At 67.0% G+C, this 24,642-nt stretch carries 24 protein-coding genes; all 24 read left to right on the plus strand.

Annotated elements, in window-relative coordinates; translation table 11 throughout:
- The first annotated feature begins 45 nt into the window (after positions 1-45).
- Positions 46-2,709, plus strand: coding sequence for a pyruvate dehydrogenase (acetyl-transferring), homodimeric type (aceE, locus tag F468_RS0102640; protein ID WP_018137625.1), 2,664 nt, complete (start codon positions 46-48; stop codon positions 2,707-2,709).
- The gene (gene aceF, locus F468_RS0102645) at positions 2,621-4,063 is read left to right on the plus strand and encodes a dihydrolipoyllysine-residue acetyltransferase (protein WP_081616957.1); all 1,443 of its coding nucleotides are present in this window, start codon (positions 2,621-2,623) and stop codon (positions 4,061-4,063) included. The genes aceE and aceF overlap by 89 nt, the downstream gene beginning before the upstream one ends.
- Before the next feature lie 16 nt (positions 4,064-4,079).
- On the plus strand, positions 4,080-5,864 hold the full coding sequence (gene lpdA / locus F468_RS0102650) for a dihydrolipoyl dehydrogenase (protein ID WP_018994584.1): 1,785 nt from the start codon (positions 4,080-4,082) through the stop codon (positions 5,862-5,864).
- 4 nt (positions 5,865-5,868) lie between these two features.
- Entirely contained in the window at positions 5,869-6,837 is a 969-nt protein-coding gene (locus F468_RS0102655) for an OmpA family protein (RefSeq protein WP_018137622.1), read from the plus strand.
- Between the two features lie 58 nt (positions 6,838-6,895).
- Entirely contained in the window at positions 6,896-8,119 is a 1,224-nt protein-coding gene (locus tag F468_RS0102660) for an argininosuccinate synthase (protein ID WP_018137621.1), read from the plus strand.
- Position 8,120: 1 nt separating this feature from the next.
- On the plus strand, positions 8,121-10,124 hold the full coding sequence (locus tag F468_RS0102665; RefSeq protein WP_018994585.1) for a diguanylate cyclase: 2,004 nt from the start codon (positions 8,121-8,123) through the stop codon (positions 10,122-10,124).
- A gap of 347 nt (positions 10,125-10,471) precedes the next feature.
- Entirely contained in the window at positions 10,472-11,257 is a 786-nt protein-coding gene (locus tag F468_RS0102670; RefSeq protein ID WP_038038428.1) for a VacJ family lipoprotein, read from the plus strand.
- Positions 11,254-11,763, plus strand: a complete 510-nt coding sequence (locus F468_RS0102675) for a hypothetical protein (protein WP_018993515.1) — start codon at positions 11,254-11,256, stop codon at positions 11,761-11,763. The genes F468_RS0102670 and F468_RS0102675 overlap by 4 nt, the downstream gene beginning before the upstream one ends.
- Entirely contained in the window at positions 11,763-13,166 is a 1,404-nt protein-coding gene (gene mpl / locus F468_RS0102680) for a UDP-N-acetylmuramate:L-alanyl-gamma-D-glutamyl-meso-diaminopimelate ligase (protein ID WP_018993516.1), read from the plus strand. Before F468_RS0102675 ends, mpl begins: the two co-directional genes overlap by 1 nt.
- Positions 13,163-13,801 (plus strand): flavin prenyltransferase UbiX, encoded by a 639-nt coding sequence (locus tag F468_RS0102685; RefSeq protein ID WP_018994586.1) that lies wholly within the window; start codon positions 13,163-13,165, stop codon positions 13,799-13,801. The genes mpl and F468_RS0102685 overlap by 4 nt, the downstream gene beginning before the upstream one ends.
- A complete protein-coding gene (locus F468_RS0102690) occupies positions 13,798-14,406 on the plus strand; it encodes an LON peptidase substrate-binding domain-containing protein (protein ID WP_012981774.1) in 609 nt (202 codons plus the stop codon). Before F468_RS0102685 ends, F468_RS0102690 begins: the two co-directional genes overlap by 4 nt.
- A 56-nt stretch (positions 14,407-14,462) precedes the next feature.
- Positions 14,463-14,846 carry a thioredoxin gene (gene trxA / locus F468_RS0102695; protein ID WP_012981775.1) on the plus strand — a complete coding sequence of 128 codons (384 nt, stop codon included), beginning with the start codon at positions 14,463-14,465 and terminating at the stop codon, positions 14,844-14,846.
- A gap of 43 nt (positions 14,847-14,889) precedes the next feature.
- On the plus strand, positions 14,890-15,837 hold the full coding sequence (locus F468_RS0102700) for an AEC family transporter (protein ID WP_012981776.1): 948 nt from the start codon (positions 14,890-14,892) through the stop codon (positions 15,835-15,837).
- A gap of 103 nt (positions 15,838-15,940) precedes the next feature.
- Positions 15,941-16,918 carry a calcium/sodium antiporter gene (locus tag F468_RS0102705; RefSeq protein WP_018994587.1) on the plus strand — a complete coding sequence of 326 codons (978 nt, stop codon included), beginning with the start codon at positions 15,941-15,943 and terminating at the stop codon, positions 16,916-16,918.
- Positions 16,915-17,892, plus strand: coding sequence for a KpsF/GutQ family sugar-phosphate isomerase (locus tag F468_RS0102710; RefSeq protein WP_012981778.1), 978 nt, complete (start codon positions 16,915-16,917; stop codon positions 17,890-17,892). Before F468_RS0102705 ends, F468_RS0102710 begins: the two co-directional genes overlap by 4 nt.
- Positions 17,892-18,431, plus strand: coding sequence for a 3-deoxy-manno-octulosonate-8-phosphatase KdsC (gene kdsC, locus F468_RS0102715; protein ID WP_018175357.1), 540 nt, complete (start codon positions 17,892-17,894; stop codon positions 18,429-18,431). Before F468_RS0102710 ends, kdsC begins: the two co-directional genes overlap by 1 nt.
- Positions 18,428-18,991: an LPS export ABC transporter periplasmic protein LptC gene (gene lptC / locus F468_RS0102720; RefSeq protein ID WP_018137772.1), complete on the plus strand. Its 564-nt coding sequence runs from the start codon at positions 18,428-18,430 to the stop codon at positions 18,989-18,991. The genes kdsC and lptC overlap by 4 nt, the downstream gene beginning before the upstream one ends.
- Positions 18,984-19,508 carry a lipopolysaccharide transport periplasmic protein LptA gene (gene lptA, locus F468_RS0102725; protein ID WP_038048885.1) on the plus strand — a complete coding sequence of 175 codons (525 nt, stop codon included), beginning with the start codon at positions 18,984-18,986 and terminating at the stop codon, positions 19,506-19,508. Before lptC ends, lptA begins: the two co-directional genes overlap by 8 nt.
- Positions 19,509-19,558: 50 nt before the next feature.
- A complete protein-coding gene (lptB, locus tag F468_RS0102730; RefSeq protein WP_155997842.1) occupies positions 19,559-20,287 on the plus strand; it encodes an LPS export ABC transporter ATP-binding protein in 729 nt (242 codons plus the stop codon).
- A 58-nt stretch (positions 20,288-20,345) separates the two neighbouring features.
- On the plus strand, positions 20,346-21,839 hold the full coding sequence (locus F468_RS0102735) for an RNA polymerase factor sigma-54 (RefSeq protein ID WP_012981783.1): 1,494 nt from the start codon (positions 20,346-20,348) through the stop codon (positions 21,837-21,839).
- Positions 21,840-21,841: 2 nt separating this feature from the next.
- Positions 21,842-22,180, plus strand: coding sequence for a ribosome hibernation-promoting factor, HPF/YfiA family (gene hpf, locus F468_RS0102740; protein WP_012981784.1), 339 nt, complete (start codon positions 21,842-21,844; stop codon positions 22,178-22,180).
- 4 nt (positions 22,181-22,184) lie between these two features.
- A complete protein-coding gene (locus F468_RS0102745; RefSeq protein WP_018175360.1) occupies positions 22,185-22,655 on the plus strand; it encodes a PTS sugar transporter subunit IIA in 471 nt (156 codons plus the stop codon).
- A gap of 67 nt (positions 22,656-22,722) precedes the next feature.
- Positions 22,723-23,754, plus strand: coding sequence for an HPr(Ser) kinase/phosphatase (hprK, locus tag F468_RS0102750; RefSeq protein WP_018137775.1), 1,032 nt, complete (start codon positions 22,723-22,725; stop codon positions 23,752-23,754).
- Positions 23,755-24,639 (plus strand): RNase adapter RapZ, encoded by an 885-nt coding sequence (gene rapZ, locus F468_RS0102755; RefSeq protein ID WP_018137776.1) that lies wholly within the window; start codon positions 23,755-23,757, stop codon positions 24,637-24,639. It abuts the gene before it with no gap.
- The last annotated feature ends 3 nt before the right edge of the window (positions 24,640-24,642 follow it).

Below are 24,642 nucleotides of genomic sequence, written 5' to 3' on the forward strand. Positions count from 1 at the left end.
CCGTGATGGCATCCTGATTCCCAACCCGTTTTCAGGGGTAGACGCATGGACCCGAACGCGACCGAACACGATATCGACCCGCAGGAGACCCAGGAGTGGATTGACGCCCTGGCCTCCGTGCTGGAGACCGACGGCCCCGAACGGGCGCACGCCCTGCTGGAGCGCCTGGTCGACAAGGCGCGCCGCAGCGGGGCCTACCTCCCGTATTCGGCCAATACCGCCTACGTGAACACCATCCCTACGCACCTGGAGCCCGAATACCCGGGCGACGGCGCGGTGGAGCACCGCATCCGCTCCTATATCCGCTGGAACGCGATGGCGATGGTGGTCAAGGCCAACCGCGTATCGGCCGAGCTGGGCGGGCATATCGCGACCTTCGCATCCGCCGCTACGCTCTATGACGTCGGCTTTAATCACTTCTGGCACGCCCCGTCGCACGATCATGGCGGCGACCTGCTGTTTGCCCAGGGGCACTCCTCGCCGGGGATCTATGCCCGCGCGTTCATGGAAGGCCGCCTGACCGAGGAGCAGCTGGACCACTTCCGCCGCGAGGTGGACGGCAAGGGCCTGTCCTCCTACCCGCATCCCTGGCTGATGCCGGACTTCTGGCAGTTCCCGACCGTGTCCATGGGTCTGGGCCCGATCATGAGCATCTACCAGGCGCGTTTCATGCGCTATCTGCAGGATCGCGGCCTGGCGCAGACCGAGAACCGCCGCGTCTGGAGCTTTGTCGGTGACGGCGAGGTGGACGAGCCGGAGACCCTGGGGGCAATCACGCTGGCCTCGCGCGAGAAGCTGGACAACCTGACCTGGGTGGTGAACTGCAACCTGCAGCGCCTGGACGGCCCGGTCCGCGGCAACGGCAAGATCGTCCAGGAGCTGGAGGCGATCTTCCGCGGAGCCGGGTGGAACGTGGTCAAGGTGCTGTGGGGCCGCTACTGGGACCCGCTGCTGGCGAAGGACACTGACGGCCTGCTGCAGAAACGCATGATGGAGGCGGTCGACGGCGACTACCAGAACTACAAGTCGCGCGATGGCGCCTACGTCCGCGAGCACTTCTTCGGCAAGTACCCCGAGCTCAAGCGCATGGTGGCCAATATGTCCGACGAGGACATCTGGCGCCTGAATCGCGGTGGCCATGACCCGGTCAAGGTCTATGCAGCCTACAAGGAGGCCGCGGAGCACAAGGGGCAGCCGACCGTGATCCTCGCGCACACCGTGAAGGGCTACGGCATGGGGTCGGCGGGCGAGGCCCAGAACCGTACCCACAGCCAGAAGAAGATGGACGCGGACGACATGAAGCAGTTCCGCGACCGCTTCAACATTCCGCTGTCCGACGAGCAGGTGGAGAAGGCCGAGTACATCAAGCCGGACCCCGACTCCGAAGAAATGAAGTACATGCACGAGCGGCGCAAGGACCTGGGCGGCTATCTGCCGGTGCGCCGCCCGCTGGCCACCCCGCTGGAGATCCCGGGGCTGGACGCCTTCAACGGCCTGCTGGAGGCCTCCGGCGAGCGTGAGATGTCCACCACCATGGCCTTCGTGCGTCTGCTGACCCTGCTTGCCCGCGACAAGAAGATCGGCAAGAACATCGTCCCGATCGTGCCCGACGAGGCGCGTACCTTCGGCATGGAAGGGCTGTTCCGCCAGCTGGGAATCTACTCCTCGGTCGGTCAGCTCTACGAGCCGCAGGACAAGGACCAGGTGATGTATTACAAGGAGGACAAGAAGGGCCAGATTCTCGAAGAGGGGATCAACGAGGCCGGTTCCATGTCCTCCTGGATCGCGGCGGCCACCTCCTACTCCACCCATGGCGTGGCGATGGTGCCGTTCTACATCTTCTATTCGATGTTCGGCTTCCAGCGCATTGGCGACCTGATCTGGGCCGCTGGCGACATGCGTGCCCGTGGCTTCCTGATGGGGGCGACCGCCGGGCGTACCACCCTGGCCGGTGAGGGCCTGCAGCACGACGACGGCCACAGTCTGATGATGGCCGCCAACGTGCCCAACTGCATCGCCTACGACCCGACCTTCGCCTTTGAGCTGGCGGTGATCGTGCAGGACGGCATGCGCCGTATGTATGCGGAGCAGGAGAGCGTCTTCTACTACATCACCGTAATGAACGAGAACTACCCGCAGCCGGCCATGCCGAAGGGCGCCGAGGAAGGCATCCGCCGCGGCCTGTACCGGCTGCAGGCGGGTGGGCGCAAGAAAAAGAAGGTGCGCCTGCTGGGTTCCGGCACCATCCTGCGCGAGGCCATTGCCGCCGCCGAACTGCTGGATAAGGACTTCGGCGTCGCCGCCGAGGTCTGGAGCGCGACCAGCTTCAACGAGCTGGCCCGCGACGGCCGCGATGTCGAGCGCCATGCGCGGCTGCATCCGGAGGCCAAGCCGCGCAAGTCCTGGGTGGAGGAATGTCTGGGTGGCTCGGAGGATCCGGTAATCGCCGCGACCGACTACGTGCAGGCCTATGCCGACCAGATCCGTGCCTTCGTGCCGGCCGAATACCGCGTGCTGGGGACCGACGGCTTCGGTCGCTCGGATACCCGTGCCGCGCTGCGCCGCCACTTCGAGGTGGATCGTTACCACATCGCGGTCACGGCCCTGAAGGCCTTGGCCGATAACGGGACCGTCGAGGTCAAGACCGTCTCCGACGCGATCAAGAAGTACAAGATCGACGTCGAACGGCCCAACCCCTTGCAGGCCTGAGGCCGCCGGACCCGAGGCAGGAGCAGACATGAGCAACACGACTACTGTGCACGTCCCGGATATCGGCGACTTCAAGGACGTCGAGATCATCGAGGTCATCGTCAGCCCCGGCGACACCGTGGCCCCCGAGGATCCGCTGATCACGCTGGAGTCCGACAAGGCCTCCATCGAGATCCCGGCCCCGCAGGGCGGCACCGTGAAGGCGCTGAAGGTGAAGGCCGGCGACCGCGTCAACCAGGGCGACCCGATCCTGGAGCTGGAGCCCTCCGACAAGGGCGCGGCCGAGGACACCTCAGCCAACGACGAGGCGCCGAAGCAGGAAGCGCCGTCTCCCTCGGGTGGGCAGGCCGAGTCGGCCCCCGAGGCCGAGCAGCCGAAGCCGTCCGAGGCGCCGAAAGCGGCCGATCGGGCCGATCCGCGGCCGTCGCCGACCGAGCACATCCGCGACGAGTCGGCCTTCCGCAAGGCCCATGCCTCGCCGGTGGTGCGCAAGTTCGCGCGCGAGCTGGGCGTGGACCTGAGCAAGGTCGAGGGTTCCGGGCGCAAGGGGCGCATCCTGCGCGAGGACGTGCAGGGCTTCGTCAAGCGCGCGCTGAGCCAGGGCGCCGGCGGCGGCCTGGGGGTTGAGCCGATGCCGGAGATCGACTTCTCCGAGTTCGGTCCGATCGAGACCCAGCCGCTGTCGAAGATCAACAAGCTCACCGGCAAGAACCTGCATCGCAACTGGGTCACTGTCCCGCACGTGACCCAGTTCGACGAGGCCGACATCACCGAGCTCGAGGACTTCCGCAAGTCGCTGAAGGCCGAGTACGAGAAGAAGGGCGTGAAGGTTACCTTCCTGCCGTTCCTGATGAAGGCGGTGGTCTCCGCGCTCAAGCAGTACCCGCGCTTCAATGCCTCGCTGGATGCGACCGGCGAGAACCTGATCCTGAAGCAGTACTACAACCTCGGCATCGCGGTGGACACGCCGGACGGTCTGGTCGTCCCGGTGGTGCGCGATGTGGATCGCAAGAGCCTGGTCGACATCGCCTCCGAGCTGATGGACCTGTCCCAGCGCGCCCGCGACAAGAAGCTGAAGCCCGCGGACATGCAGGGCGGCTGCCTGACCATCTCCAGCCTCGGCGGGATCGGCGGCACCCAGTTCACGCCGATCGTGAATGCCCCCGAGGTCGCGATCCTCGGGGTGTCGCGCTCCAGCATGAAGCCCGTCTGGAACGGCAAGGAGTTCGAGCCGCGCCTGATCCTGCCGCTGGCGCTGTCCTACGATCACCGGGTGATCGATGGCGCGCTGGGCGCCCGTTTTGCCACCACGCTGAGCGCATTGCTGTCCGACATGCGCCGCATGCTGCTGTAACGACCGGAGCTTTGTCATGAGCCAGACCAAGACCATCGAGGTCCCGGATATCGGGGATTTCAAGGACGTCGAGATCATCGAGGTCCTGGTACAGCCGGGCAGCGAGATCGCGCCGGAAGACCCGCTGATCACGCTGGAGTCCGACAAGGCGACCATCGACGTGCCCGCCCCAGAGGCCGGCACCGTGAAGAAGCTGCATGTGAAGGTCGGGGACAAGGTCTCCCAGGGCAGCAAGCTCCTCGATCTCGAGGCCAGTGGCGAGGCTGCGGGCGGAAGCGATGACGCCCCCGCATCCGGTGGCGAGAAGACCGAATCCGCCAAGGTGGAATCGGGCGCCGCGAGTGAGCCGCAGAAGGCGGCACCCAAGGCGGCCGCCGACCCGAATACCGACAGCCAGTGCCAGGTCCTGGTGCTGGGCTCCGGCCCCGGCGGCTATACCGCCGCCTTCCGCGCCGCGGACCTGGGGCTGGACGTGGTGATGGTCGAGCGCTACCCGCAGATCGGTGGGGTCTGCCTGAACGTCGGCTGTATCCCGTCCAAGGCGCTGCTGCACGCCGGCGAGGTGCTGCACGAGGCTGAGCGCTTTGCCGCGCTGGGCATCAAGTTCGGCGAGCCGGAGATCGATCTCGACGGCCTGCGGGGCTACAAGGACAAGACGGTCAAGAAGCTGACCGGCGGGCTCAAGCAGCTGTGCAAGCAGCGCAAGGTGCGCGTGGTGCAGGGCACGGGCGAGTTCGTCGGCGCCAACAGTATCGCCGTGGAGGGCGATGATGGCCGTGAAGTGATCGGCTTCGAACACGCGATCATCGCGGTCGGCTCGCAGGCGATCAAGCTGCCCGGCTTCCCCTGGGACGACGAGCGGGTGATGGATTCCACCGATGCCCTCGATCTCGCCGAGATCCCCGAGCGCTTGCTGGTGGTCGGCGGCGGCATCATCGGCCTCGAGATGGCCTGTGTATACGAGTCGCTGGGCAGCAAGGTCACGGTGGTCGAGCTGTCCGATACCCTGATGCCGGGCGCGGACCGCGACATCGTGCGCCCGTTCGAGAAGCGTGCGAAAAAGCGCTTCGAGAATATTTTCCTCAAGAGCAAGGTGTCCGGGGCCAAGGCCACCAAGGCCGGGATCGTCTGCCAGTTCGAGGGCGAGGCCAAGGGCCTGCCGGAAGAAGACACCTTTGACCGTGTGCTGGTCGCCGTGGGGCGCAGCCCGAACGGGGCGAAGATCAAGGCCGAGGCGGCGGGCGTGCAGGTGACCGAGCGCGGCTTTATCGAGGTCGACAGCCAGCAGCGCACCAACGTCGAGCACATCTTCGCCATCGGCGACGTCGTCGGTCAGCCGATGCTGGCGCACAAGGCCACCCACGAGGGCAAGGTCGCGGCCGAGGTGATCGCCGGGCACAAGGTGCACTTCGACGCCCGCGCGATCCCGTCGGTGGCCTACACCCATCCGGAGGTCGCCTGGATGGGCGTGACCGAGGAGCAGGCCAAGGCCGACGGCATCGAGTACACCAAGGGCGTGTTCCCCTGGGCCGCCTCCGGCCGCGCAATTGCGCTGGGTGCCGAGGACGGCATGACCAAGCTGCTGTTCGACGCCGATGGCCGGGTGATCGGTGCGGGCCTGGTGGGCCCGTCCGCCGGCGACCTGATCGGCGAGGCGATGCTGGCGCTGGAGATGGGGGCGGAGATGGAAGACATTGGTCTGACCGTGCATCCGCACCCGACCCTGAGCGAGACGGTGGCCTTCGCCGCCGAGGTCGCGCACGGTTCGATCACCGATATCCTGCCGCCCAAGAGTCGCTAGTTTCGTGTCCGTGCTGCGCCGTCTTGCTCTCCTGGTTTTCGGGGGACTGTGGCTGGCGCACGGGGTGGCTCAGGCGGGGGTCGTGCCTCACCGTGAATCGCTGGAGCGCAGCGACTGGCAGGTGATCGAACTGGACGATGCCTGCCGCATCGAGCAGGGCGTTCGCCACGGCGGTACGCTGCGCTTCGAGACCCGGCCAGGCCTGGCGCTTCGCGCCTTCTGGCTTGCCCCCTACGCAATGCCCGAGGGCGCCACCGCGCGATTGCGCACCGGGGCCCCGGAGTGGCTTGGGGCGAGTCCGAAGTCGCCCCTGGATCTCGAGTTGCGGGCCGAACGACCCGATCGTTTCCGGGTTCCGGACGCGCATGTTCAGGCGCTCCAGGCCCGCCTTCTGGTGGGGCATGACGTGCGGATCGATTTCCCCGGTGCCGAGGACGCGGTGCATTTTCGCGGCATTCGTTTTGCCCAGCGTGCCGGGGCCTTCGAGGCCTGCTACACCGGGGCCGAGGGCCCGGATGTCGGGGCGCTGGATCGCTGGTCGGTGTACTTCGCAACCGGCAGCCGCGAACTGGATTCCAGGGGGCGCGAGACCGTCGCCCGTGCGGCCGAGACCCTGCGCACCGTAGAACGCCCGCGCGTGCGCCTGGTCGGCCTGACCGACGCCGAAGGCCCGCGCGAGGTTAACGAGCGTCTGAGTCGCCAGCGCGCAGAGGCGGTGCGCGCGGCGCTGGTGGAGGCGGGTGTGCCGGGCGATGGATTGACGGTCGAGGCCGGTGGTGTCGACCCGGACGCGGACGGCGAGCGCGAGGGTTCGCGCCGGGTGGATATCTGGTGGCTGGGTGGCGCGGACGCCGCAGCCAGACCATCTTCCGTTGCGGAAACCGCTGTTGACGCCGGCCGCGAGCTGCCCCCGGCCGAGCCGCGGGCGGCGCCGGAGTCTCCCCGGGGCGCCCCGGCCTCCGCGGGCTGGTAGTGAAGCCCGTCACAAAAACGACTATAACTCTCAAGAAGAAAGAAGGATTGGTATTCCCATGAGTTCGAAGATTTCCCGTGTCGTGCTGGCCTATTCCGGTGGCCTGGATACCTCCGTGATCCTCAAGTGGCTGGAGGATCAGTACGGCTGCGAGGTGATCACCTTCACCGCCGATCTGGGCCAGGGCGAGGAGGTTGAGCCGGCCCGCGCCAAGGCCGAGGCCCTGGGGGTCAAGCAGATCTACATCGAGGACCTGCGCGAGACCTTCGTGCGCGACTACGTGTTCCCGATGTTCCGCGCGAACACCATCTACGAGGGCGAGTACCTGCTGGGTACCTCGATCGCACGGCCGCTGATCGCGCGCCGGATGGTGGAGATCGCCGAGGAGACCGGCGCCGACGCCATCGCCCATGGCGCGACCGGCAAGGGCAATGACCAGGTCCGCTTCGAGCTCGGGGCCTATGCGCTGAAGCCGGGCATCCAGGTGATCGCCCCTTGGCGCGAGTGGGACCTGAACTCGCGCGAACGCCTGATGGCCTACGCCGAGCAGCACAACATCCCGGTGGACTACGCTAAGAAGGGCACGAAGTCGCCGTACTCCATGGATGCCAACCTGCTGCACATCTCCTACGAGGGCGGCCCGCTGGAAGACCCGTGGACCGAGGCCGAGGAAGACATGTGGCGCTGGTCGGTCTCCCCGGAGGCGGCACCGGACGAATCCGAGACGCTGACCATCGGTTTCGAGAAGGGCGACCCGGTCTCGATCAATGGCGAGCGTATGAGCGCGGCCGAGCTGCTCGCGAAGCTCAACGAACGCGGCGGGGCCCACGGCGTCGGCCGTCTCGATATCGTCGAGAACCGCTATGTCGGCATGAAGTCGCGCGGCTGCTACGAGACCCCGGGCGGCACCATCCTGCTCAAGGCGCGCCGGGCGCTGGAGTCGATCACCCTGGATCGCGAGGCCGCGCACTTGAAGGACGAGTTGATGCCGCGCTACGCCAGCCTGATCTACAACGGCTACTGGTGGAGCCCGGAGCGGCGCATGCTGCAGGCCGCGATCGATGACACCCAGGGTGTGGTCAACGGCGAGGTGCGCCTGCGCCTGTACAAGGGCAACGTGATCGTCGCCGGCCGCCGCTCGGAGGACACCCTGTTCGACGACGCGATCGCTACCTTCGAGGACGATGCCGGCGCCTATGACCAGAAGGACGCCGAGGGTTTCATTCGCCTGAACGCACTGCGCCTGCGCATCGCCGCCAGCCGCAATCGGAAGCCCACATGAGATGAGCCCGCGTGCGTACTTCCGGCGATCGTCTGGTTGCCTGTCCCGGTTCGGCAGGGGCGGTCTCGGAGGTGTCGTTCTGCTGTGGGGGCTGGTCTTTGGCGCGCTGCTGGCAACGCCGGCCGGTGCGAAGGCCGGGGCGGCCGAGCGCGAGCTGATCCTCGCGGTGCTGGCGCACCGGGGCGAGGATGCCGCGCGCGAACAGTGGACGCCTTTCGCCGAGTACCTGGAGCAGGCGCTGGAGGCCGTTCAGGTCCGCCTGGTGCCGGTCGACAATGATGCCCTGCAGGCGGGGGCGGCTGAGGGTCGCTTTGACCTGGTCCTGACTAACCCCGGCTCCTACGTGATGCTGGAGCAGCGTCACGGCATCTCCCGTATCGCGACCATGCTCCCGGCCGAGGTCGGGCGCGAGGAAGACCGCTTTGGGGCTGTGATCATCGCGCGCGAGGACCGCACGGACCTGGTCGAGCTGAGCGACCTGGTCGGGCAGCGGGTCTCCGCGGTCCACCCCGACGGCTTTGGCGGCTGGTGGATGGCCTGGCGGGAACTCGAGGCCGCCGGGCTGGATGTCGAGACCGATCTGGATCGCGTGGTATTCACGGGCTTCCCGGTTTCCCGGGGACTGGATCTGCTGCTGGCGGGCGAGGTGGATGCCGCGACCTTTCGCACCGGGATCCTCGAAGACCTGCGCGAGCAGGGCGACCCACGGGTCGAACAAGTGCGTCTGATCGGCGAGCGGGCCGTGCCCCGCTTCCCCTACCGGACCTCGACCCGTCTGTACCCGGAGTGGCCGCTGGCGATGCGCGGCGATCTCGATGTGGATATCGCTCAGGCAGTGCTGCGCGCCCTTCTGGCGCTGGATGCCGAGCACCCGGTGAGCCAGGCGGTCGGGATTACGGGCTGGGCCGCGCCGCGTTCCTACGAGGACGTGCAGGGCCTGATGTACGACCTGGGCGTGGGGCTTTACGCCCCCGAGCCGTTCGCCGTGCTGCGATGGGCGCGCGACAACCTGGCGGCGTTACTCGCCGTCCTGGCGGCAGGTATCGCGGCGATCCTCCTGTACGTGCTGCGGGTACATGCCCGTATGCGCATCGCCGGGCACAACCTGCGCCGGGCGATGGGCGCGATCCCGAACGCGGTGATTACGCTGGATGCCCGTGGCGGGATCGTCTATATGAACCCCGCGGCCGAGCAGATGGCGGGGCTGGTCCGTCTGCAGGCACTGGGGTGCAGCCTGGATCAGGTCCTGGACCTGCGCGAGATGGGGACCGATCGGCCGCTGGGTGCAGACCGATCCCAGCCGCTCGCCAAACATCTGGGCGAGCATACCGAGGCACGCTTGGTGACGCCCAGCGGCCACGAACGGATCGTGCGCATCGACCGCACAGCGCTGGATCCGGTGGCGGGCAGTTCGGTGCGCACCCTGCTCGTGCTGGCCGATATCTCCGAGGAGCGCGAGCTGGTGGATCGGCTGGTGCATGAAGCGAGTCACGATCCGCTCACCGGTTTGTTGAACCGGCGCGCATTCGAGCGCGAGATGCAGCGCGCGATGGACAATGCCCGGGAATACTCGTCGGTGGCGAGCCTGCTGCTGGTGGATCTGGACTACTTCAAGGCCGTGAACGATCGCCATGGCCACCGGGTAGGCGACGAGCTTCTGCGCCGGGTGGCGACGATCCTGCGGCAGCTGACGCGATCGCGCGATGCCGTGTCCCGGATCGGGGGCGACGAGTTTGCGGTGATCGCGTACGAGACCGATGCCGAGCAGGCCCGGGTCCTGGGGCAGCGGATCTGCAGTGCGTTGGGCGACCGGCCGTTGCAGGTCGAGGCGCGGGACGTCACCATTGGGGCCTCGGTGGGTGTGGTGCAACTGGGCGAGACGCTGCCGAGTGTGGATGCGGCCTTCGTGGCCGCCGATCGCGCTTGTTACACCGCAAAGGGCAAGGGGCGGGGCCAGGTTGGTCTGGCCCGCAAGGCGGATATTCACCCCATTACCGGTTCCTGACGCCTAGGGAAACACAGATTAATGTACACACTCGCGTTGGCACCCCAAGTTTTCCGAGACAAGGCGTGGTGCGTAGCGGGTAGTGGTTCTACCCGCCCGTTTTTGATGAATGCGGGGCGCAACGCAGGATCGGGGAACCTGGGGTGCCAACCCCGCAACTCATTCAATGCAGGGGCTCGGCTGCCCGTTGTTATCAAAAACGGGCGCGCGCACGGCGTTGCGGCTCCCTTGTGCAGAATGACTGCACGGCAGTCACCGCGCCTTGTTCGCACGCAAAAGCGACTCGAGCGCGAGCGTGTACATTGATCCGTGTTTCCCGAGGTCGGGCGCAGCGAAAAAGGAATCGTATGTCGGTTGTTTCCCGTTTACGCATGGGGTTGGCGGCCCTGATGGTACTGACGCTTTCCGGCTGTGCGACCGTGCCCAGCGAAGATCGTCATCCGGACGACCCCTGGGAGTCGTACAACCGGGTGGTGTTCGAGATCAACGACGACTTTGACCAGGCCCTGCTGCGCCCGGCCGCAGTCCAGTATCGGCGGCTGCCGCAGCCCGTCCAGACCGGGGTAGGCAATTTTTTCTCCAACCTCAATGACTTCACGGTCCTGTTCAACAACCTGTTGCAGGGCAACCTGGACAACGCCGCCTCGGATACCGGGCGCATCATGTTCAATACGACCTTCGGTCTGCTCGGCCTGATCGATGTCGCGACTCCCATGGGCCTCGAGAAGAACAACGAGGACTTCGGTCAGACCCTGGGTGCCTGGGGCGTGGCACGTGGCCCGTACCTGCAGCTGCCGCTCCTGGGGCCCAGTACCGCGCGCGATGCCCCGGCGCGTCTGGTTGACGGCTATACCAGCCCCCTCTATCACACAAACCTGCGCACCGATCACACCGGTTGGTGGGTGGGCCTGATCGCGCTGGATGTGGTTGATATGCGCGCCGGACTGATACCGACCGAGCGTATGCTGGCGCAGATCTCCGACGATCGATACATCGCCATGCGCGAGGCCTATCTGCAGCGCCGCGACTTCCTGGTGCGCGGGGCGTCGGACGAGCGCGCAACCGAGATGCTGGATGAACTCGACGAGCTCGAGGCCCTGGAGGCGATGGAAGCCGAGGAGGACATGGATTGAACAGCCTCTGGACGATGCTGGACATCCTGCGTCTGCGCAGTGGCCCGCAGGACCTGCCGCCCGATAACGCTACGCTGATCTTCTGGCTCGGGATTGCCCTGGTCACGGGCATGGCGGTCGGCATCCCGATGTACGGCACGGGCCAGGCCTTGGTCCTGAATGTGCTCGATCTCGCCGTGCTGTATATGTTTATCGTCGTGGTGCTGCGCATGGGGGGTGTGCCTGACCGCTGGCTGCAGACCTTTACCGCAATGGCCGGCACCGGGGCCCTTCTGGGCCTGCTGATGGCCTTGTTGATGCTGATCGATGCCCCGGCCGACCCGGAGGAGGTCTCCACCGGGGCCCTCCTGGCGCTGCTGACGCTGGTGGGCTGGCTGCTGCTGGTGTTCGGGCATATCCTGCAGCAGGCCCTGGAGCTGGGCAGCCGTTTTGTCGGCATGTTGATCGCGCTGGGGTATGTGGTGGTCTCCAGCGTGATCACCCAGGTGGCCCTGGGAGCGCTGTAGTGAACACGGGTCAGCTGCATATCCTCGGTATTGGCGGGACCTTCATGGGCGGGCTGGCCCAGCTCGCCCGCGCGCGTGGCTACCAGGTCACCGGTTCCGACCAGAAGCTGTATCCGCCGATGAGCGAGCAGCTGGAGCAGGCCGGTATCCCCTATCACGAGGGACATGACCCGGCGACCCTGCCGGATACGGGACCGGTCGTGGTCGGCAACGTGATGACTCGCGGCATGCCGGTCATCGAGGCCCTGCTCGATCGCGGCCTGTCCTACACCTCCGGCCCGCAGTGGCTGGCCGAGCATGTGCTGCATGACCGCTGGGTGCTGGCGGTGGCCGGTACCCACGGCAAGACGACGACCGCCAGCCTGCTGGCCTGGATCCTGGAACATGCCGGGCTGAGCCCGGGATTCCTGATCGGGGGCGTGCCCGGAAACTTTGGCGTCAGCGCGCGGATGGGCGAGACCCCGTTCTTCGTGATCGAGGCGGACGAATACGACTCCGCCTTCTTCGACAAGCGTGCCAAGTTCGTCCACTACCGGCCACGCACCCTGGTGCTGAACAACCTCGAGTTCGACCATGCAGACATCTACCCGGACCTGGCCGCGATCGAACGTCAGTTCCATCACCTGGTACGCACTGTTCCCGGCCAGGGCCTGATCCTGGCGCCCGCAGGTGATGCCGCGCTGGAGCGCGTGCTGGAGATGGGCTGCTGGACGCCGGTGGAGCGCATCACCACCGACCCGGACACCGGGGATACGGTGGCCCTGGTGGCGCGGCCTTTGAATGACGATGCCTCGGAGTTCGAGGTGCTGGCCAACGGGGTGGCCCAGGGGCGCGTGGCCTGGGAGATGACGGGGCAGCACAATCTTTCCAATGCCCTGGCCGCGCTCGGGGCGGCCCGCCATGCCGGGGTACCGCTGGCCGCGGGGATCGCGGCCCTGCCGGCCTTCCGCGGTGTGCGGCGGCGCCAGGAGTTGCGCGCCGAGATCGACGGGATCCGCGTGATCGACGACTTCGCCCATCACCCGACCGCGATCCGCCTGACCCTCGAGGGCCTGCGCGGCCGCGTCGCCCCCGGCGGACGCCTGATCGCGGTGCTGGAGCCGCGTTCCAACACGATGCGTATGGGGATTCATGCCAAGGCCCTGGGGGCGGCCCTGGAACGCGCCGACGGGGTGCACCTTTATCATGCCCCGGAGATCGACTGGTCCACTGACGGTCTGCAGCATCAGCTCGGCGGGCGGCTGTCGGTGGCGCGCGAGATCGAATCCCTGTTGCAGGGGATTCTTGCCACGGCGCGCCCCGGCGATACGCTGGTCATTATGAGCAATGGTGGTTTCGATGGCCTGCACCAGCGCCTGATCGCCGGGTTGCAGTCACGTGAACCCTCGGGGACCCCCGCATGAGTGGAAAGCCGCGTTCGATCGCCCTGGCCCTGACCGGTGCCTCCGGCGCGCCCTACGGGCTGCGCCTGCTGGAGTGCCTGGTACAGGCGGGGGTGCAGGTGCATCTGATGCTGTCGAAACCGGCACAAGTGGTGCTGGGGCTGGAGACTGATCTCGACGTACCCGGGCGTCCGGCCGGGATCGCTCGCTTTTTCGCCGAGCGTCATGGGGCTGCCGATGGACAGATCCGCTGCTATGGCCCGGAGCAGTGGACCGCACCGGTGGCCAGCGGCTCGGCGGTGCCTGAGGCGATGGTGGTCTGCCCCTGCACTACGGCGACCGTATCGGCCATCGCGACCGGGGCCTCGCGCGGGCTGATCGAACGCGCGGCGGATGTGGTGCTCAAGGAGCGGCGCAGGCTGGTGCTGGTGGTACGCGAGACGCCGTTCTCCGAGATCCACCTGGAGAACATGCTGCGCCTGGCGCGCATGGGTGCGGTGGTCATGCCGGCCAACCCGGCCTTTTATCATCGGCCGCAATCCATCGACGATCTGGTTGATTTCATGGTGGCGCGAGTACTGGACCATCTGGACATCGAACATGCCCTGGGCCCGCGCTGGGGCGAGGCGTCGTTGCCGCCGGAGGGCCCGGCATGACAACTCTGCCACTGTTCCCGCTGAATACCGTGCTGTTTCCGGAGGGGCTGCTGCCGCTGCGGATCTTCGAGACGCGCTATCTCGACATGGTGCGCCGCTGCCTGCGCGAGGATGACCGCTTCGTGATCGTCGCGATCGAGCCGGACACCGAGTCCGGTGCGCCCCGTCCGGAGGCGGAGACGGACCCGTCCGTCGGCTTCCACCCGATCGGGACCGAGGTCGCGATCGTCGACTGGGACCAGCGGCCGGACGGCCTGCTCGGGATCCTCGTCAAGGGCGAGCGTCGCCACCAGCTTCACAACCCGCGCCGCGCCGAGGACGGCCTCTGGCTGGCGGAGGTCGAGCCTTTGCAGGAGCGCCCCGATGTCAGCCTGCCGGTGGACTATGCCTCACTGGCGGATCTGCTCGAGCGGCTGCTGGACCAGCTCGGCACGCCCTGGTCACACCTGGAGCGTCGTTTTGACGATTCCTCCTGGGTGGTCGGACGGCTGACGGAGCTGCTGCCGATCGATCTCGAGATCAAGCAGCAGCTGCTGGAGGCGGACGACCCGATCGAGCGCCTGGAGCGCCTGCGAGCGGCCATGCTCGCGGCATCGAAATCCTGAAACCCTGCGGCGGGGCTGTTAAGGTTTCGCACACACTTTCATTGGAGCCCGCCATCATGGCCGTTCAGGAACTCACGCAGGATACGTTCGAATCCACGATCACCGGCAACAACATTGTCATTCTGGACTTCTGGGCCCCCTGGTGCGGCCCGTGTCAGCAGTTCGCCCCGACCTTCGAGGCGGCCTCCGAGCAGCATTCCGACGTCGTCTTCGCCAAGGTGAACACCGACGAGGAACAGGGGATCGCCGGGGCGTTCCAGATCCGTTCCATCCCGACGCTGATGATCTTCCGCGAGCAGATCATTGTCTTCTCCCAGCCGGGCGTGCTGTCCGCCGGGCAACTGGACGAGGTGCTGGGCAAGGTGCGCGAGCTGGACATGGACCAGGTGCGTGCCGACGTCGAACGCCAGCAGCAGGAGCAGCAGGCTGGCCAGGCCTGATTACCTTCTGACGCGAAACCTATAGTCCTAAACGAGCGCCCCCATGCTGACGGTCATGACCCAGATGGGGGCGCTCATCGTTGCGGGCGTCGTCTGGCGCCTGTTGCGCCCCGGCGGGCTGGACGCCGACACCGCCCGCCGGGTGCTCACCACCCTGGTCTACTACCTGCTGCTGCCCGCGCTGGTGCTGCAGGTGCTGTGGACCGCCCCCCTGGGACTCGACTCGCTGCGCATCGCCCTGGTGGCCGGCACGACCGTGCTGGCGATGGTGGCCGTGACCCTGCTCGCTTGCCGACTTTGCCTGGCAGAACGCGCGGCGGTCGGGGCGATGCTGCTGGCCGCGGCCTGGCCGAATGCCACCTACCTGGGGCTCCCCGTACTCGACAGTCTGTTCGGCGATGCCGGCCGGGCGGTGGCGATCCAGTACGACCTGTTCGCCTGCCTGCCCCTGGTGCTGACGCTGGGGATCCTGCTGGCCAGGCGTTACGGGGACCCGGAGGCGGTCCGGCTGTATGGCGGCGGCGGGGCCATTCGCGGGCTGGTCGCTGTCCCCTCGATCTGGGCGGCGGTCCTGGGCGTGGCGCTGAACCTGGCCGGTCTGCCGCTGGTGACCTGGCTGGATACCTGGCTCGGCTTCCTGGCTGACTCGGTCGCCCCCCTGATGCTGTTCTCGCTGGGGCTGGCGCTGGTGTTCGACCGTTTCCGCGGCCGCGATCTGCGCCCCCTGGTGATGGTGTCCGTCATCCAGTTGCTGATCGCACCGCTGTTCGCGCTCGGCCTGGTCTGGTGGGTCGGGCTGGAGGGTGTGCCCGGGATTGGTTCGGTGCTCGAGGCGGCGATGCCGGCGATGGTCCTGGGGCTCGTGTTCTGTGATCGCTTCCGGCTCGATACCGGCCTGTATGCGGCCGCGGTCACGCTGACGACGGCGCTGTCGCTGGTGACACTCCCGCTGTGGTTCGCCATCGCCGGGTATCTGATCCCTGGGGGGTGACAGTGCGCGCGGGTCGGGCTCGGCGATCGGTTACAGCGATCGGCTACAATTGGCGGGTGAAGAGACACCCCGCTCCACCCACCTCCGGTCCCGGCACTCGCTGATGGTCCTTCCCGTTATTGCGGTCATCGCCGGTCTGGTCCTGCTGACCTGGAGTGCCGACCGCTTCGTGTTCGGTGCCTCGGCGTTCGCGCGCAGCGTGGGCGTGAGTGCCCTGCTGGTCGGGTTGACCATTGTCGCCTTCGGCACCTCGGCACCGGAGATCGTCGTGTCCGTACTGGCGACGCTGCAGGGCAACCCGGGCCTCGCGGTGGGTAATGCGATCGGCTCGAACATCGCGAATATCGGGTTGGTGCTGGCGATGGCGGCGCTGGTGGCGCCGCTCGTTATCGGGCACGGCCTGGTGCGCCGCGAGCTACCGATCCTGATGGGGGTGAGTCTGGCGGTCCTGTTTCTGCTGCTGGACGGCGAGCTGGGCCGCCTGGAGGGCGGGCTTCTGATTTCGGGGTTGCTGCTGGTGACCGCCTGGGTGATCCATATCGCGCGGCGTGCGCAGGCGCTGGATCCGGCCGAGGCGCCTGAAGAGGTGCGTGGCATGGTCGAGGCCATCCCGGCGACCACCTCTACCGGTCGCGCCCTGGGCTGGCTGGGGCTTGGTTTGGCGCTGCTGATTGCCAGCAGCCAGCTGGTGGTCTGGGGCGCGGTGGGGATTGCGGAGCAACTGGGCATCAGTGACCTGGTGATCGGCCTGACCATCGTGGCGATCGGGACCAGCCTGCCGGAACTGGCGACCTCCCTGGTGGCGGCCTTTCGCCGCGAGGCGGGATTGGCGATCGGCAACGTGATCGGTTCCAATCTGTTCAACCTGCTGGCCGTGCTGGCAGTCCCCGCGCTGATTGCACCGCTGGCGATCGAGCCCGAGGTGCTGGTACGCGACTACCCGATCATGCTCGGCATGACCGCCGCGCTGTTCATCTTTGCCCTGGCGCGTGGCAGCCAGCTGCGGCGCTGGCAGGGGGGGCTTCTGCTCGCGGTGTTCGCGGGCTACCTTGTCCATCTCGGAATGACGGCAACCGCATGAATTTCAATCCTGATACCACCCGCAAGCTGGCCCTGGCCGTCCTCAACGACGAGGCCGAGGCCGTGCGCCGGCTGGCCGACCGCGTGGACGATGCGTTCCTGGAGGCCTGTCGCCACATCCTCGAGTGCCGCGGCCGGGTCGTGGTGACCGGCATGGGCAAGTCCGGCCATATCGGCTCCAAGCTGGCGGCCACCCTGGCCTCCACCGGGACCCCGGCGTTTTTCGTCCACCCCGGCGAGGCCAGTCACGGCGACCTTGGCATGATCACCCGTGACGACGTGGTGATCGCCCTGTCCAACTCCGGCGAGACCGACGAGCTGCTGACCATCCTGCCGCTGATCCGGCGGCTGGACGTACCGCTGATCGCGCTGACCGGCAACCCCGGGTCGCGGCTGGGGCAGGATGCCACCGTGCACCTGGATGTCTCGGTCGAGCGCGAGGCCTGCCCGCTGGGCCTGGCCCCGACCTCCAGCACCACGGCCGCGCTGGCGATGAGCGATGCCCTGGCGGTCGCGGTACTGGATGCGCGCGGCTTTACCGCGGACGATTTTGCCCGCTCGCATCCCGGCGGCCGACTGGGGCGGCGGTTGCTGGTCCATGTCGCGGACATCATGCATACCGGTGACGCGATCCCGCGCGTGGGTCCCGAGGCCCCGCTGAAGGACGCCCTGTTCGAGATTACGCGCAAGGGGCTGGGGCTGGTGATCGTCGCCGATCCCGAGGCGCATATCCTCGGTGTGTTTACCGATGGCGACCTCCGGCGCACGCTGGATCGTGGCGAAAGCCTGGAGGCGCTGACCATCGGCCAGGTGATGACGCGGGGCGGGCATGCCGCCCGTCCGCAGTGGCTGGCCGTAGAGGCGCTGGAGACCATGGAGAGCAAGCGCATCAATGCCCTGCCGGTGGTGGATGACGACCAGAGGCTGGTCGGGGTGTTGAACATGCACGACCTGCTGCGCGCGGGGGTGGCCTGATGGACCGTCACGACGAGGCCCTGCACAGCCGCCAGGCGGCGGTGCGTCTGCTGATCCTGGATGTCGACGGCGTGCTGACCGATGGCAGCCTGTTCATGGGAGATGCCGGCGAGCAGTACAAGGCCTTTCATTCGCGCGACGGGCACGGCATCCGTCTGGCGCTGTACGGGGGGCTGGAGGTCGCGATCCTGACCGGACGCACTTCCGGGGTGGTCGAGCACCGCATGCGGGACCTCGGTGTGCAGCACCTGCTGCAGGGGCGGCGCGACAAGGGGGCCGCACTGCACGAGTTGCTCGAGCAGACCGGCCATGCGCCCGACGAGGCCGCCTTCGTGGGCGACGACATCGTCGATCTGCCGGCGATGCGCCGTGTGGGGCTCGGCATCGCGGTGGCGGATTCCCACCCGCTGGTGTTGCAGCATGCCGACTGGGTCACGCAGGCCCCCGGCGGGCGCGGCGCGGTGCGCGAGGTCTGCGAGGGTCTGCTGGCGGCCCAGGGGCGGCTGGAGGCCCTGTTCGCGGAGTACGTCGACGGATGAAGTGGGTGGCCGGACCGGTGGCGCTGATCCTGTTGCCAATGGCGGCGCTGGTGGCCGGCGCTGTTGCCAGCGAGCACGAGCCGGAGGGCGAGGTGACGCTGGAGATCGAGGGCTTCACGCTGCACGCGACTGGCGAGGACGGCGAGTTGAGTCACCGCCTGCGCGGGACGCGTCTGCGCGAGTTTGGCCGCGACGGCCCGCAGCTGATCGACGACCCCGACCTGGATATCTTTGACGCTGGCGGCATCGAATGGCACTGGACTGCGCCCGAGGCGCTGCACCGACCGATGGACGAGATCCTGGACCTGATCGGCCCCACGCGGGGGGTGCAGCCCGAGCGTGACGAGCGCGTGCGCACGGTGATTGAATCCGCCGATGTGAAGGTGGCGACCGACACCATGATCGCCACCTCCGATGCCCCGTCGACGCTGGAGCAGCCTGGCCTTTTCCAGCGGGGCACGGGTCTGCGCGTCGACTCGCGAGGGGATACCATAGAGCTGTTCCATGACGTGTACACGCTCTACAGCGAGTCGGGCGAGGAGGAAGCCGCAAATGACTGAACGTGGTGGGTCGTCGCTCGCCCGGGCCGGATGGCCCGTGCTGCTGGGCAGTGCCTTGTTGCTGCTGGCCGCGCCGGTCATTGCCCAGCAGCAGCCCCTGCCGGTGGAGATTACCGCCGATCGTGCGGAGATGGACGACCGGCGGGGCGTAAGCACTTATACCGGTGATGTGGTGGTGATTCGCGGGGACATGACACTGGAGGCCGACAAGGTCTATGTGCGCAGCCGCGACCGACGCCCTTACGAGATGGAGGCCCACGGCGAGCCTGCGCGGCTGGAGTCCCCGGACCCGGAGACGGGCGAGATGCGCATCGCCACCGCGCTGCGCATCGACTACCTGCTGAACGAGGACCGGGTGATCCTGACCGACCAGGCGCATGTGGTCACGGCAGCCGAGGAAGCGCGCGGCAAGCGCATCGTCTACGACCTGGAGACGGATGTGATCGAGGCCGAGCGTGGCGAGGCCGATGACGAGCGTGTACGTATCAGGATCCAGCCCCGCGAAGACGACGAATGAACGAGCTCGACACCAGCGCGCCCGCCGCGGCCGGTGGCGAATCTGCGCCGATGGCCGGCTATCTGACCGGCCGCGAGCTGACCAAGCGCTATGGCAAGCGTACGGTGCTGGATCGTGTCGACGTCGATCTGGCACCAGGGGAGGTCGTGGGCCTGCTGGGACCGAACGGCGCAGGCAAGACCACCTGTTTCTACAGCCTGGTCGGCCTGATCCGGCCCAATCGTGGCCGCATCACGCTGGGTGACCGGGACATCACCCGGGCCCCGATTCATTCGCGGGCCCGAGCCGGGCTGGGCTACCTGCCGCAGGAGGCCTCGATCTTCCGTCGGCTGAGTGTTTGGGACAACCTGCAGGCGGTGCTGGAGCTGCGCTCGGAGCTCGACCGCCACGAGCGACGCCGCATCGGCGATGCCCTGATCGAGGAGTTCCAGCTGGAGACCGTGCGCCACAGCCCTGGGATTGCCCTGTCCGGGGGCGAGCGTCGCCGCGCCGAGATCGCGCGGGCACTGGCCGGTGACCCGCGCTTTATCTGCCTGGACGAACCGTTTGCCGGCGTGGATCCGATTTCCGTGGGTGATATCCAGGCCGTGATTGGGCATCTGGCCCGGCGCGGGATCGGTGTGCTGATTTCCGACCACAACGTGCGCGAGACCCTCGGAATCTGCGACAGGGCCTATATTCTTAGTGAGGGCCGCATCCTGAGCGCCGGGACCCCGCAGGAGCTGCTGGACGACCCCCAGGTGCGCCGCGTGTATCTCGGAGAAAACTTTCGACTGTGAACATTGATCAGTGTTTCCTTAAGATGATCTTGATGGTCACCATGGACCTCAAACCGCGATGCTGAAGCCCGGGCTTAATCTGCAGCTGGGGCAGACGCTGACGATGACCCCGCAGCTGCAACAGGCGATCCGTCTGCTGCAGCTTTCCACGCTGGAGTTGCAGGCGGAGATCCAGCAGGCGCTGGAAAGCAACCCCATGCTCGAGCAGGTGGAGGACGAGGGCGAGGAGGCCCCGCCCGAGCGCCCGGAGGAAGGGGGCGAACGGGTCGACGGGGATCGCATGCAGGCCGACACGGCTGGCGATGACGTGATCCCCGAGGAGTTGAGCACCGACAGTCGCTGGGACGACATCTACGAGCCCGCCCCGAGCCCACGCGGCCTGGACGACCGCGACCCGCTGGAGAATACCTCCGACGGCGAGGACGAGGGCCTGCAGGACCACCTGCTCTGGCAGCTGCATCTGAGCCACCTGACCCCACGAGACCAACGGATCGGGGCGGCGCTGATCGACGCGATCAGCCCGGACGGCTATCTGGACAGTGAACTCGAGGCGCTGGCGGAGATGATCAGCCAGGGCGAAGACGAGCCCGTGGGGGTCGACGAGGTCGAGGCGGTGCTGCACTGGATTCAGCAGTGCGACCCGCTGGGCGTCGGTGCGCGGGACCTGCGCGAGTGCCTGGAGATCCAGCTGCGCCATTTGGCGCCGGATGCCCCGGCGCGTGACGCGGCTCGAGCCATCCTGGAAAACGGCATGGAGAGCCTGGCCAAGCGGGACTACCGAGCCCTGCAGCGCCAGTCCGGCGTGCGCGACCCGGACGAGCTGGCGCGGGCGCTGGACCTGATCCGCACCCTGAATCCGCGGCCCGGTGCCCAGATCAGCGAGTCCACTTCGGAATATGTGGTGCCGGATGTCTATGTCCGCCATGACCGCGATGGCTGGCGCGTGGACTTGAACCCGGAGATTGCGCCGCGCATTCGCATCAACGATCTCTATGCGGGCATGGTGCGGCAGGTCTCCGATGCGCGTGATAGCGCGTTTATGCGCGATCAGTTGCAGGAGGCGCGCTGGTTCCTGAAGAGCCTGCACAGCCGGAACGACACCCTGCTGCGGGTCGCCCAGGCCATCGTCGTGCGCCAGCAGGGGTTTCTCGAGCATGGTGAGGTTGCCATGCAACCGCTGATCCTGCGCGATATCGCCGAGACCCTGGAGATGCACGAATCGACCATCTCGAGGGTGACTACACAGAAATACATGCACACCCCGCGTGGGGTATTCGAGTTCAAGTACTTCTTTTCCAGTCATGTTGGCACAGCCGATGGCGGCGAATGCTCGGCGACCGCGATCCGTGCCATGATTCGGGAATTGATTGGTGGCGAGACCCCGAACAAGCCACTGAGTGATGCAAAACTGGCCCAGATCCTGTCGGATCGGGGCATTAATGTGGCCCGACGCACCGTGGCCAAGTACCGCGAGGCTATGCACATACCGTCTTCCAGCGAACGCCGGCAGATGGCGAGTATGCCCAGTGGAACCAAGCAAAAAGGAGCCTGACCATGCAGATCAACCTGACCGGCCATCACGTCGATATCACCGACGCCCTGCGCGACTACGTGAACGAAAAGTTCGCGAAGCTGGAACGCCACTTCGACAAAGTGATCGACGTGCATGTGGTGCTGACCCACGAGAAAAACCAGAACCTGAACAACAAGGCGGAGGCCAATCTCCAGGTCAGCGGCAATCACATCCACGCCGAAGCCAGTCACGAGGATATGTATGCGGCGATTGATGGCCTGATCGACAAGGTGGATCGTCAGCTGATCAAGCACAAGGAAAAGGTCAAGGACCATCACCGCGCCGAGGGTGCCCAGCGCAACCGCGAACAGGCCCTTTAACGCAATGACCATTGCCGAGCTGATCACCCGCGCCCGTATCCGGCTGGAGCCCGAGTGTTCCAGCCAGAAACGGGCGCTCGAGACCCTGGCCGAGTTGCTGGCCGTCGGCGGCGAGGAGTCCGCCGGCCCGGCCAGCGGGGCCATCTTCGAGGCCCTGTCTGCCCGCGAGAAGCTTGGCTCCACCGGTCTGGGGCATGGCGTGGCCATCCCGCATGGGCGTCTGGCCGAGCTCGATGTCCCCCGGGTCGCGGTCCTGCGGCTGGACCAGGGGGTCGACTTCGACGCCATGGACCACGAACCCGTGGACATCCTGATCGCACTGCTGGTGCCCGAGGCGGCGACCAGCGCGCACCTGGACCTGCTGGCGCAGCTGGCTCGCGGTCTCTCGCAGCCCGACAATATCGCCTCGCTGCGCCGTGCCGGCGACGCGGACGCCCTGGAACGCGAACTGACCCGGGCCTTCGGCGACGCCTGAACATGGCTCTCCCGGCAGTACTTTCTCTCTTACGACGCCCCGTGCCAGCACTGCCGGAGATTCGTGCATGAACGAGGCACTGGGAGAGGGCGGCATCGCGCGCGACATCACCGTAGAGGTCCTGATCCAGGCGATGGGCAATCGCCTGGATCTGCGCTACGTACACGGCGAGCAGGTCGCACCGGATCGCAACCTGGTCGGCGGTGACGGCGACGACCTGCCCCTCGCCGGGCACCTCAACCTGATCCGGCCTAACCGTATCCAGGTGATCGGCGATTTCGAGGCGCGCTATATCGCGCGGCTGAGCGATGATCAGCGCGAGCAACTGATCCTGGAGATGGCCCGCACCGGGACGACCGCGGTGATCTTCGCCGAGGACACCTGCCCGTTCTCGGAGATGCCGGACGTCCCCGATGAGCAGCTGCCGCTGATCTTGTGCTCCTCGACCAGCAGCCACGAGATTATCTCCCTGCTGCGCTATTTCCTGCAGCAGCGGCTGGCCCATTTCGAGGTGCGCCATGGCGTGTTCATGGAGATCCTCGGCATTGGCGTGCTGATCAGCGGGGCCTCCAGCGTGGGCAAGAGCGAGGTGGCGCTCGAGCTGATCTCGCGCGGGCACCGGCTGATCGCCGACGACGCACCGGAGTTTGCCCGCATCGCCCCGGATATCGTGCGCGGACACTGCCCGGCCCTGTTGCAGGACCTGCTCGAGGTGCGCGGGCTGGGGGTGTTGAACGTCCGCGCCATGTACGGGGATTCGGCGATCAAGGGCGGCAAGTATCTGCGGCTGATTATCGACCTGCGCGACCACGGCGAGCCCTCGCCGGTGCCGGATGACCGCCTGAATGGCCGCCGCGGGGAGATCGGCATCCTCGGGCTGCGTATCCCGCTGATCAGCCTGCCGGTCGCGCCGGGGCGCAACATCGCGGTGATGATCGAGGCGGCGGTACGCAACCACATGTTGCACATGCAGGGCTATGTCGCCGGCGACGACCTGCGCGCACGTCAGCGCCGGCAGATGAGCGGCGAGCCCGAGGAGCCGCCGTACCACCGCGCGATCCCTGCAACCACCGTCCCCAACCCGGACCCGGAGGGCTGAATGCGACTCCTGCTGGTCAGTGGTCTGTCGGGTTCCGGCAAGACGGTCGCCCTGCATACGCTGGAGGACGCCGGCTATTTCTGTGTCGACAACCTGCCGCTGCCGCTGCTGCCCGGGCTGATCGAACAGGTCCGCAGTGGCGATTACGACGCGGACGAAGACCGGCATCTGGCGGTCGGGGTGGATGTCCGCAGCGGGCTGACGGCCCTCGAGGGCTTTGCCGACCTCCTGCGCGAGCTCCGGGGCAAGGGGATGCAGGTCGAGGTGATGTTTCTGCAGGCCTCCAGCGAGGTCCTGCTGCGCCGCTATCACCTGACGCGGCGCCGACACCCACTGGCGCGCGACGGCGTGCCACTGGTGGACGCGATCGAGCGCGAACGTGACTGGCTCGGCCATGTTGCGGCCGAGGCGGATCTGACCGTGGACACCTCCCGTCTGTCGATGCACGATCTCGCGCGCACCCTGCGCGACCGCGTCGGGCTGCTGGGCGAGGAGCGCCTGTCCCTGCTTTTTCAGTCATTCGGGTTCAAGCATGGGGCCCCGCTGGACTCCGACTTCGTGTTCGACGTGCGCTGCCTGCCCAACCCGCACTACGAGCGCGATCTGGCGCCATTGACTGGCCGCGATGCGGCTGTTTGCGAGTTTCTTGCGCGCCATGGCGAGGTCGAGGAGATGTATGACGGGATCCAGGGCTTTCTCGAACAGTGGGTCCCGCGGATCCGGCAGGATCACCGCAGCTATGTGACCGTTTCGATCGGGTGCACCGGCGGCCGTCACCGCTCGGTTTATCTTGTGGAGCGGCTGGCGGCTGCCTGGCGGGGGCGTGAACATGTTACTGTTAGCACCCGTCACCGCGAGCTATCCCTGCCCCTCGAATCGGAGTGAGTC

Origin of the sequence: Thioalkalivibrio sp. ALJ2, assembly GCF_000378325.1 — a bacterium.
Taxonomy (GTDB): Bacteria; Pseudomonadota; Gammaproteobacteria; order Ectothiorhodospirales; family Ectothiorhodospiraceae; genus Thioalkalivibrio.

Bases quoted from the DNA above. Each gene is read 5' to 3' on its own strand.
- F468_RS0102700 (WP_012981776.1), top strand. From the start codon at position 14,890: ATGCTGACGGTCATGACCCAGATGGGGGCGCTCATCGTTGCGGGCGTC.
- lpdA (WP_018994584.1), top strand. From the start codon at position 4,080: ATGAGCCAGACCAAGACCATCGAGGTCCCGGATATCGGGGATTTCAAG.
- hprK (WP_018137775.1), top strand. From the start codon at position 22,723: ATGAACGAGGCACTGGGAGAGGGCGGCATCGCGCGCGACATCACCGTA.
- F468_RS0102705 (WP_018994587.1), top strand. From the start codon at position 15,941: ATGGTCCTTCCCGTTATTGCGGTCATCGCCGGTCTGGTCCTGCTGACC.
- kdsC (WP_018175357.1), top strand. From the start codon at position 17,892: ATGGACCGTCACGACGAGGCCCTGCACAGCCGCCAGGCGGCGGTGCGT.
- F468_RS0102685 (WP_018994586.1), top strand. From the start codon at position 13,163: ATGAGTGGAAAGCCGCGTTCGATCGCCCTGGCCCTGACCGGTGCCTCC.
- F468_RS0102665 (WP_018994585.1), top strand. From the start codon at position 8,121: ATGAGCCCGCGTGCGTACTTCCGGCGATCGTCTGGTTGCCTGTCCCGG.
- F468_RS0102735 (WP_012981783.1), top strand. From the start codon at position 20,346: ATGCTGAAGCCCGGGCTTAATCTGCAGCTGGGGCAGACGCTGACGATG.
- lptB (WP_155997842.1), top strand. From the start codon at position 19,559: ATGGCCGGCTATCTGACCGGCCGCGAGCTGACCAAGCGCTATGGCAAG.
- aceE (WP_018137625.1), top strand. From the start codon at position 46: ATGGACCCGAACGCGACCGAACACGATATCGACCCGCAGGAGACCCAG.
- lptA (WP_038048885.1), top strand. From the start codon at position 18,984: ATGACTGAACGTGGTGGGTCGTCGCTCGCCCGGGCCGGATGGCCCGTG.
- trxA (WP_012981775.1), top strand. From the start codon at position 14,463: ATGGCCGTTCAGGAACTCACGCAGGATACGTTCGAATCCACGATCACC.
- F468_RS0102660 (WP_018137621.1), top strand. From the start codon at position 6,896: ATGAGTTCGAAGATTTCCCGTGTCGTGCTGGCCTATTCCGGTGGCCTG.
- F468_RS0102745 (WP_018175360.1), top strand. From the start codon at position 22,185: ATGACCATTGCCGAGCTGATCACCCGCGCCCGTATCCGGCTGGAGCCC.
- lptC (WP_018137772.1), top strand. From the start codon at position 18,428: ATGAAGTGGGTGGCCGGACCGGTGGCGCTGATCCTGTTGCCAATGGCG.
- F468_RS0102670 (WP_038038428.1), top strand. From the start codon at position 10,472: ATGTCGGTTGTTTCCCGTTTACGCATGGGGTTGGCGGCCCTGATGGTA.
- F468_RS0102710 (WP_012981778.1), top strand. From the start codon at position 16,915: ATGAATTTCAATCCTGATACCACCCGCAAGCTGGCCCTGGCCGTCCTC.
- hpf (WP_012981784.1), top strand. From the start codon at position 21,842: ATGCAGATCAACCTGACCGGCCATCACGTCGATATCACCGACGCCCTG.
- rapZ (WP_018137776.1), top strand. From the start codon at position 23,755: ATGCGACTCCTGCTGGTCAGTGGTCTGTCGGGTTCCGGCAAGACGGTC.
- F468_RS0102690 (WP_012981774.1), top strand. From the start codon at position 13,798: ATGACAACTCTGCCACTGTTCCCGCTGAATACCGTGCTGTTTCCGGAG.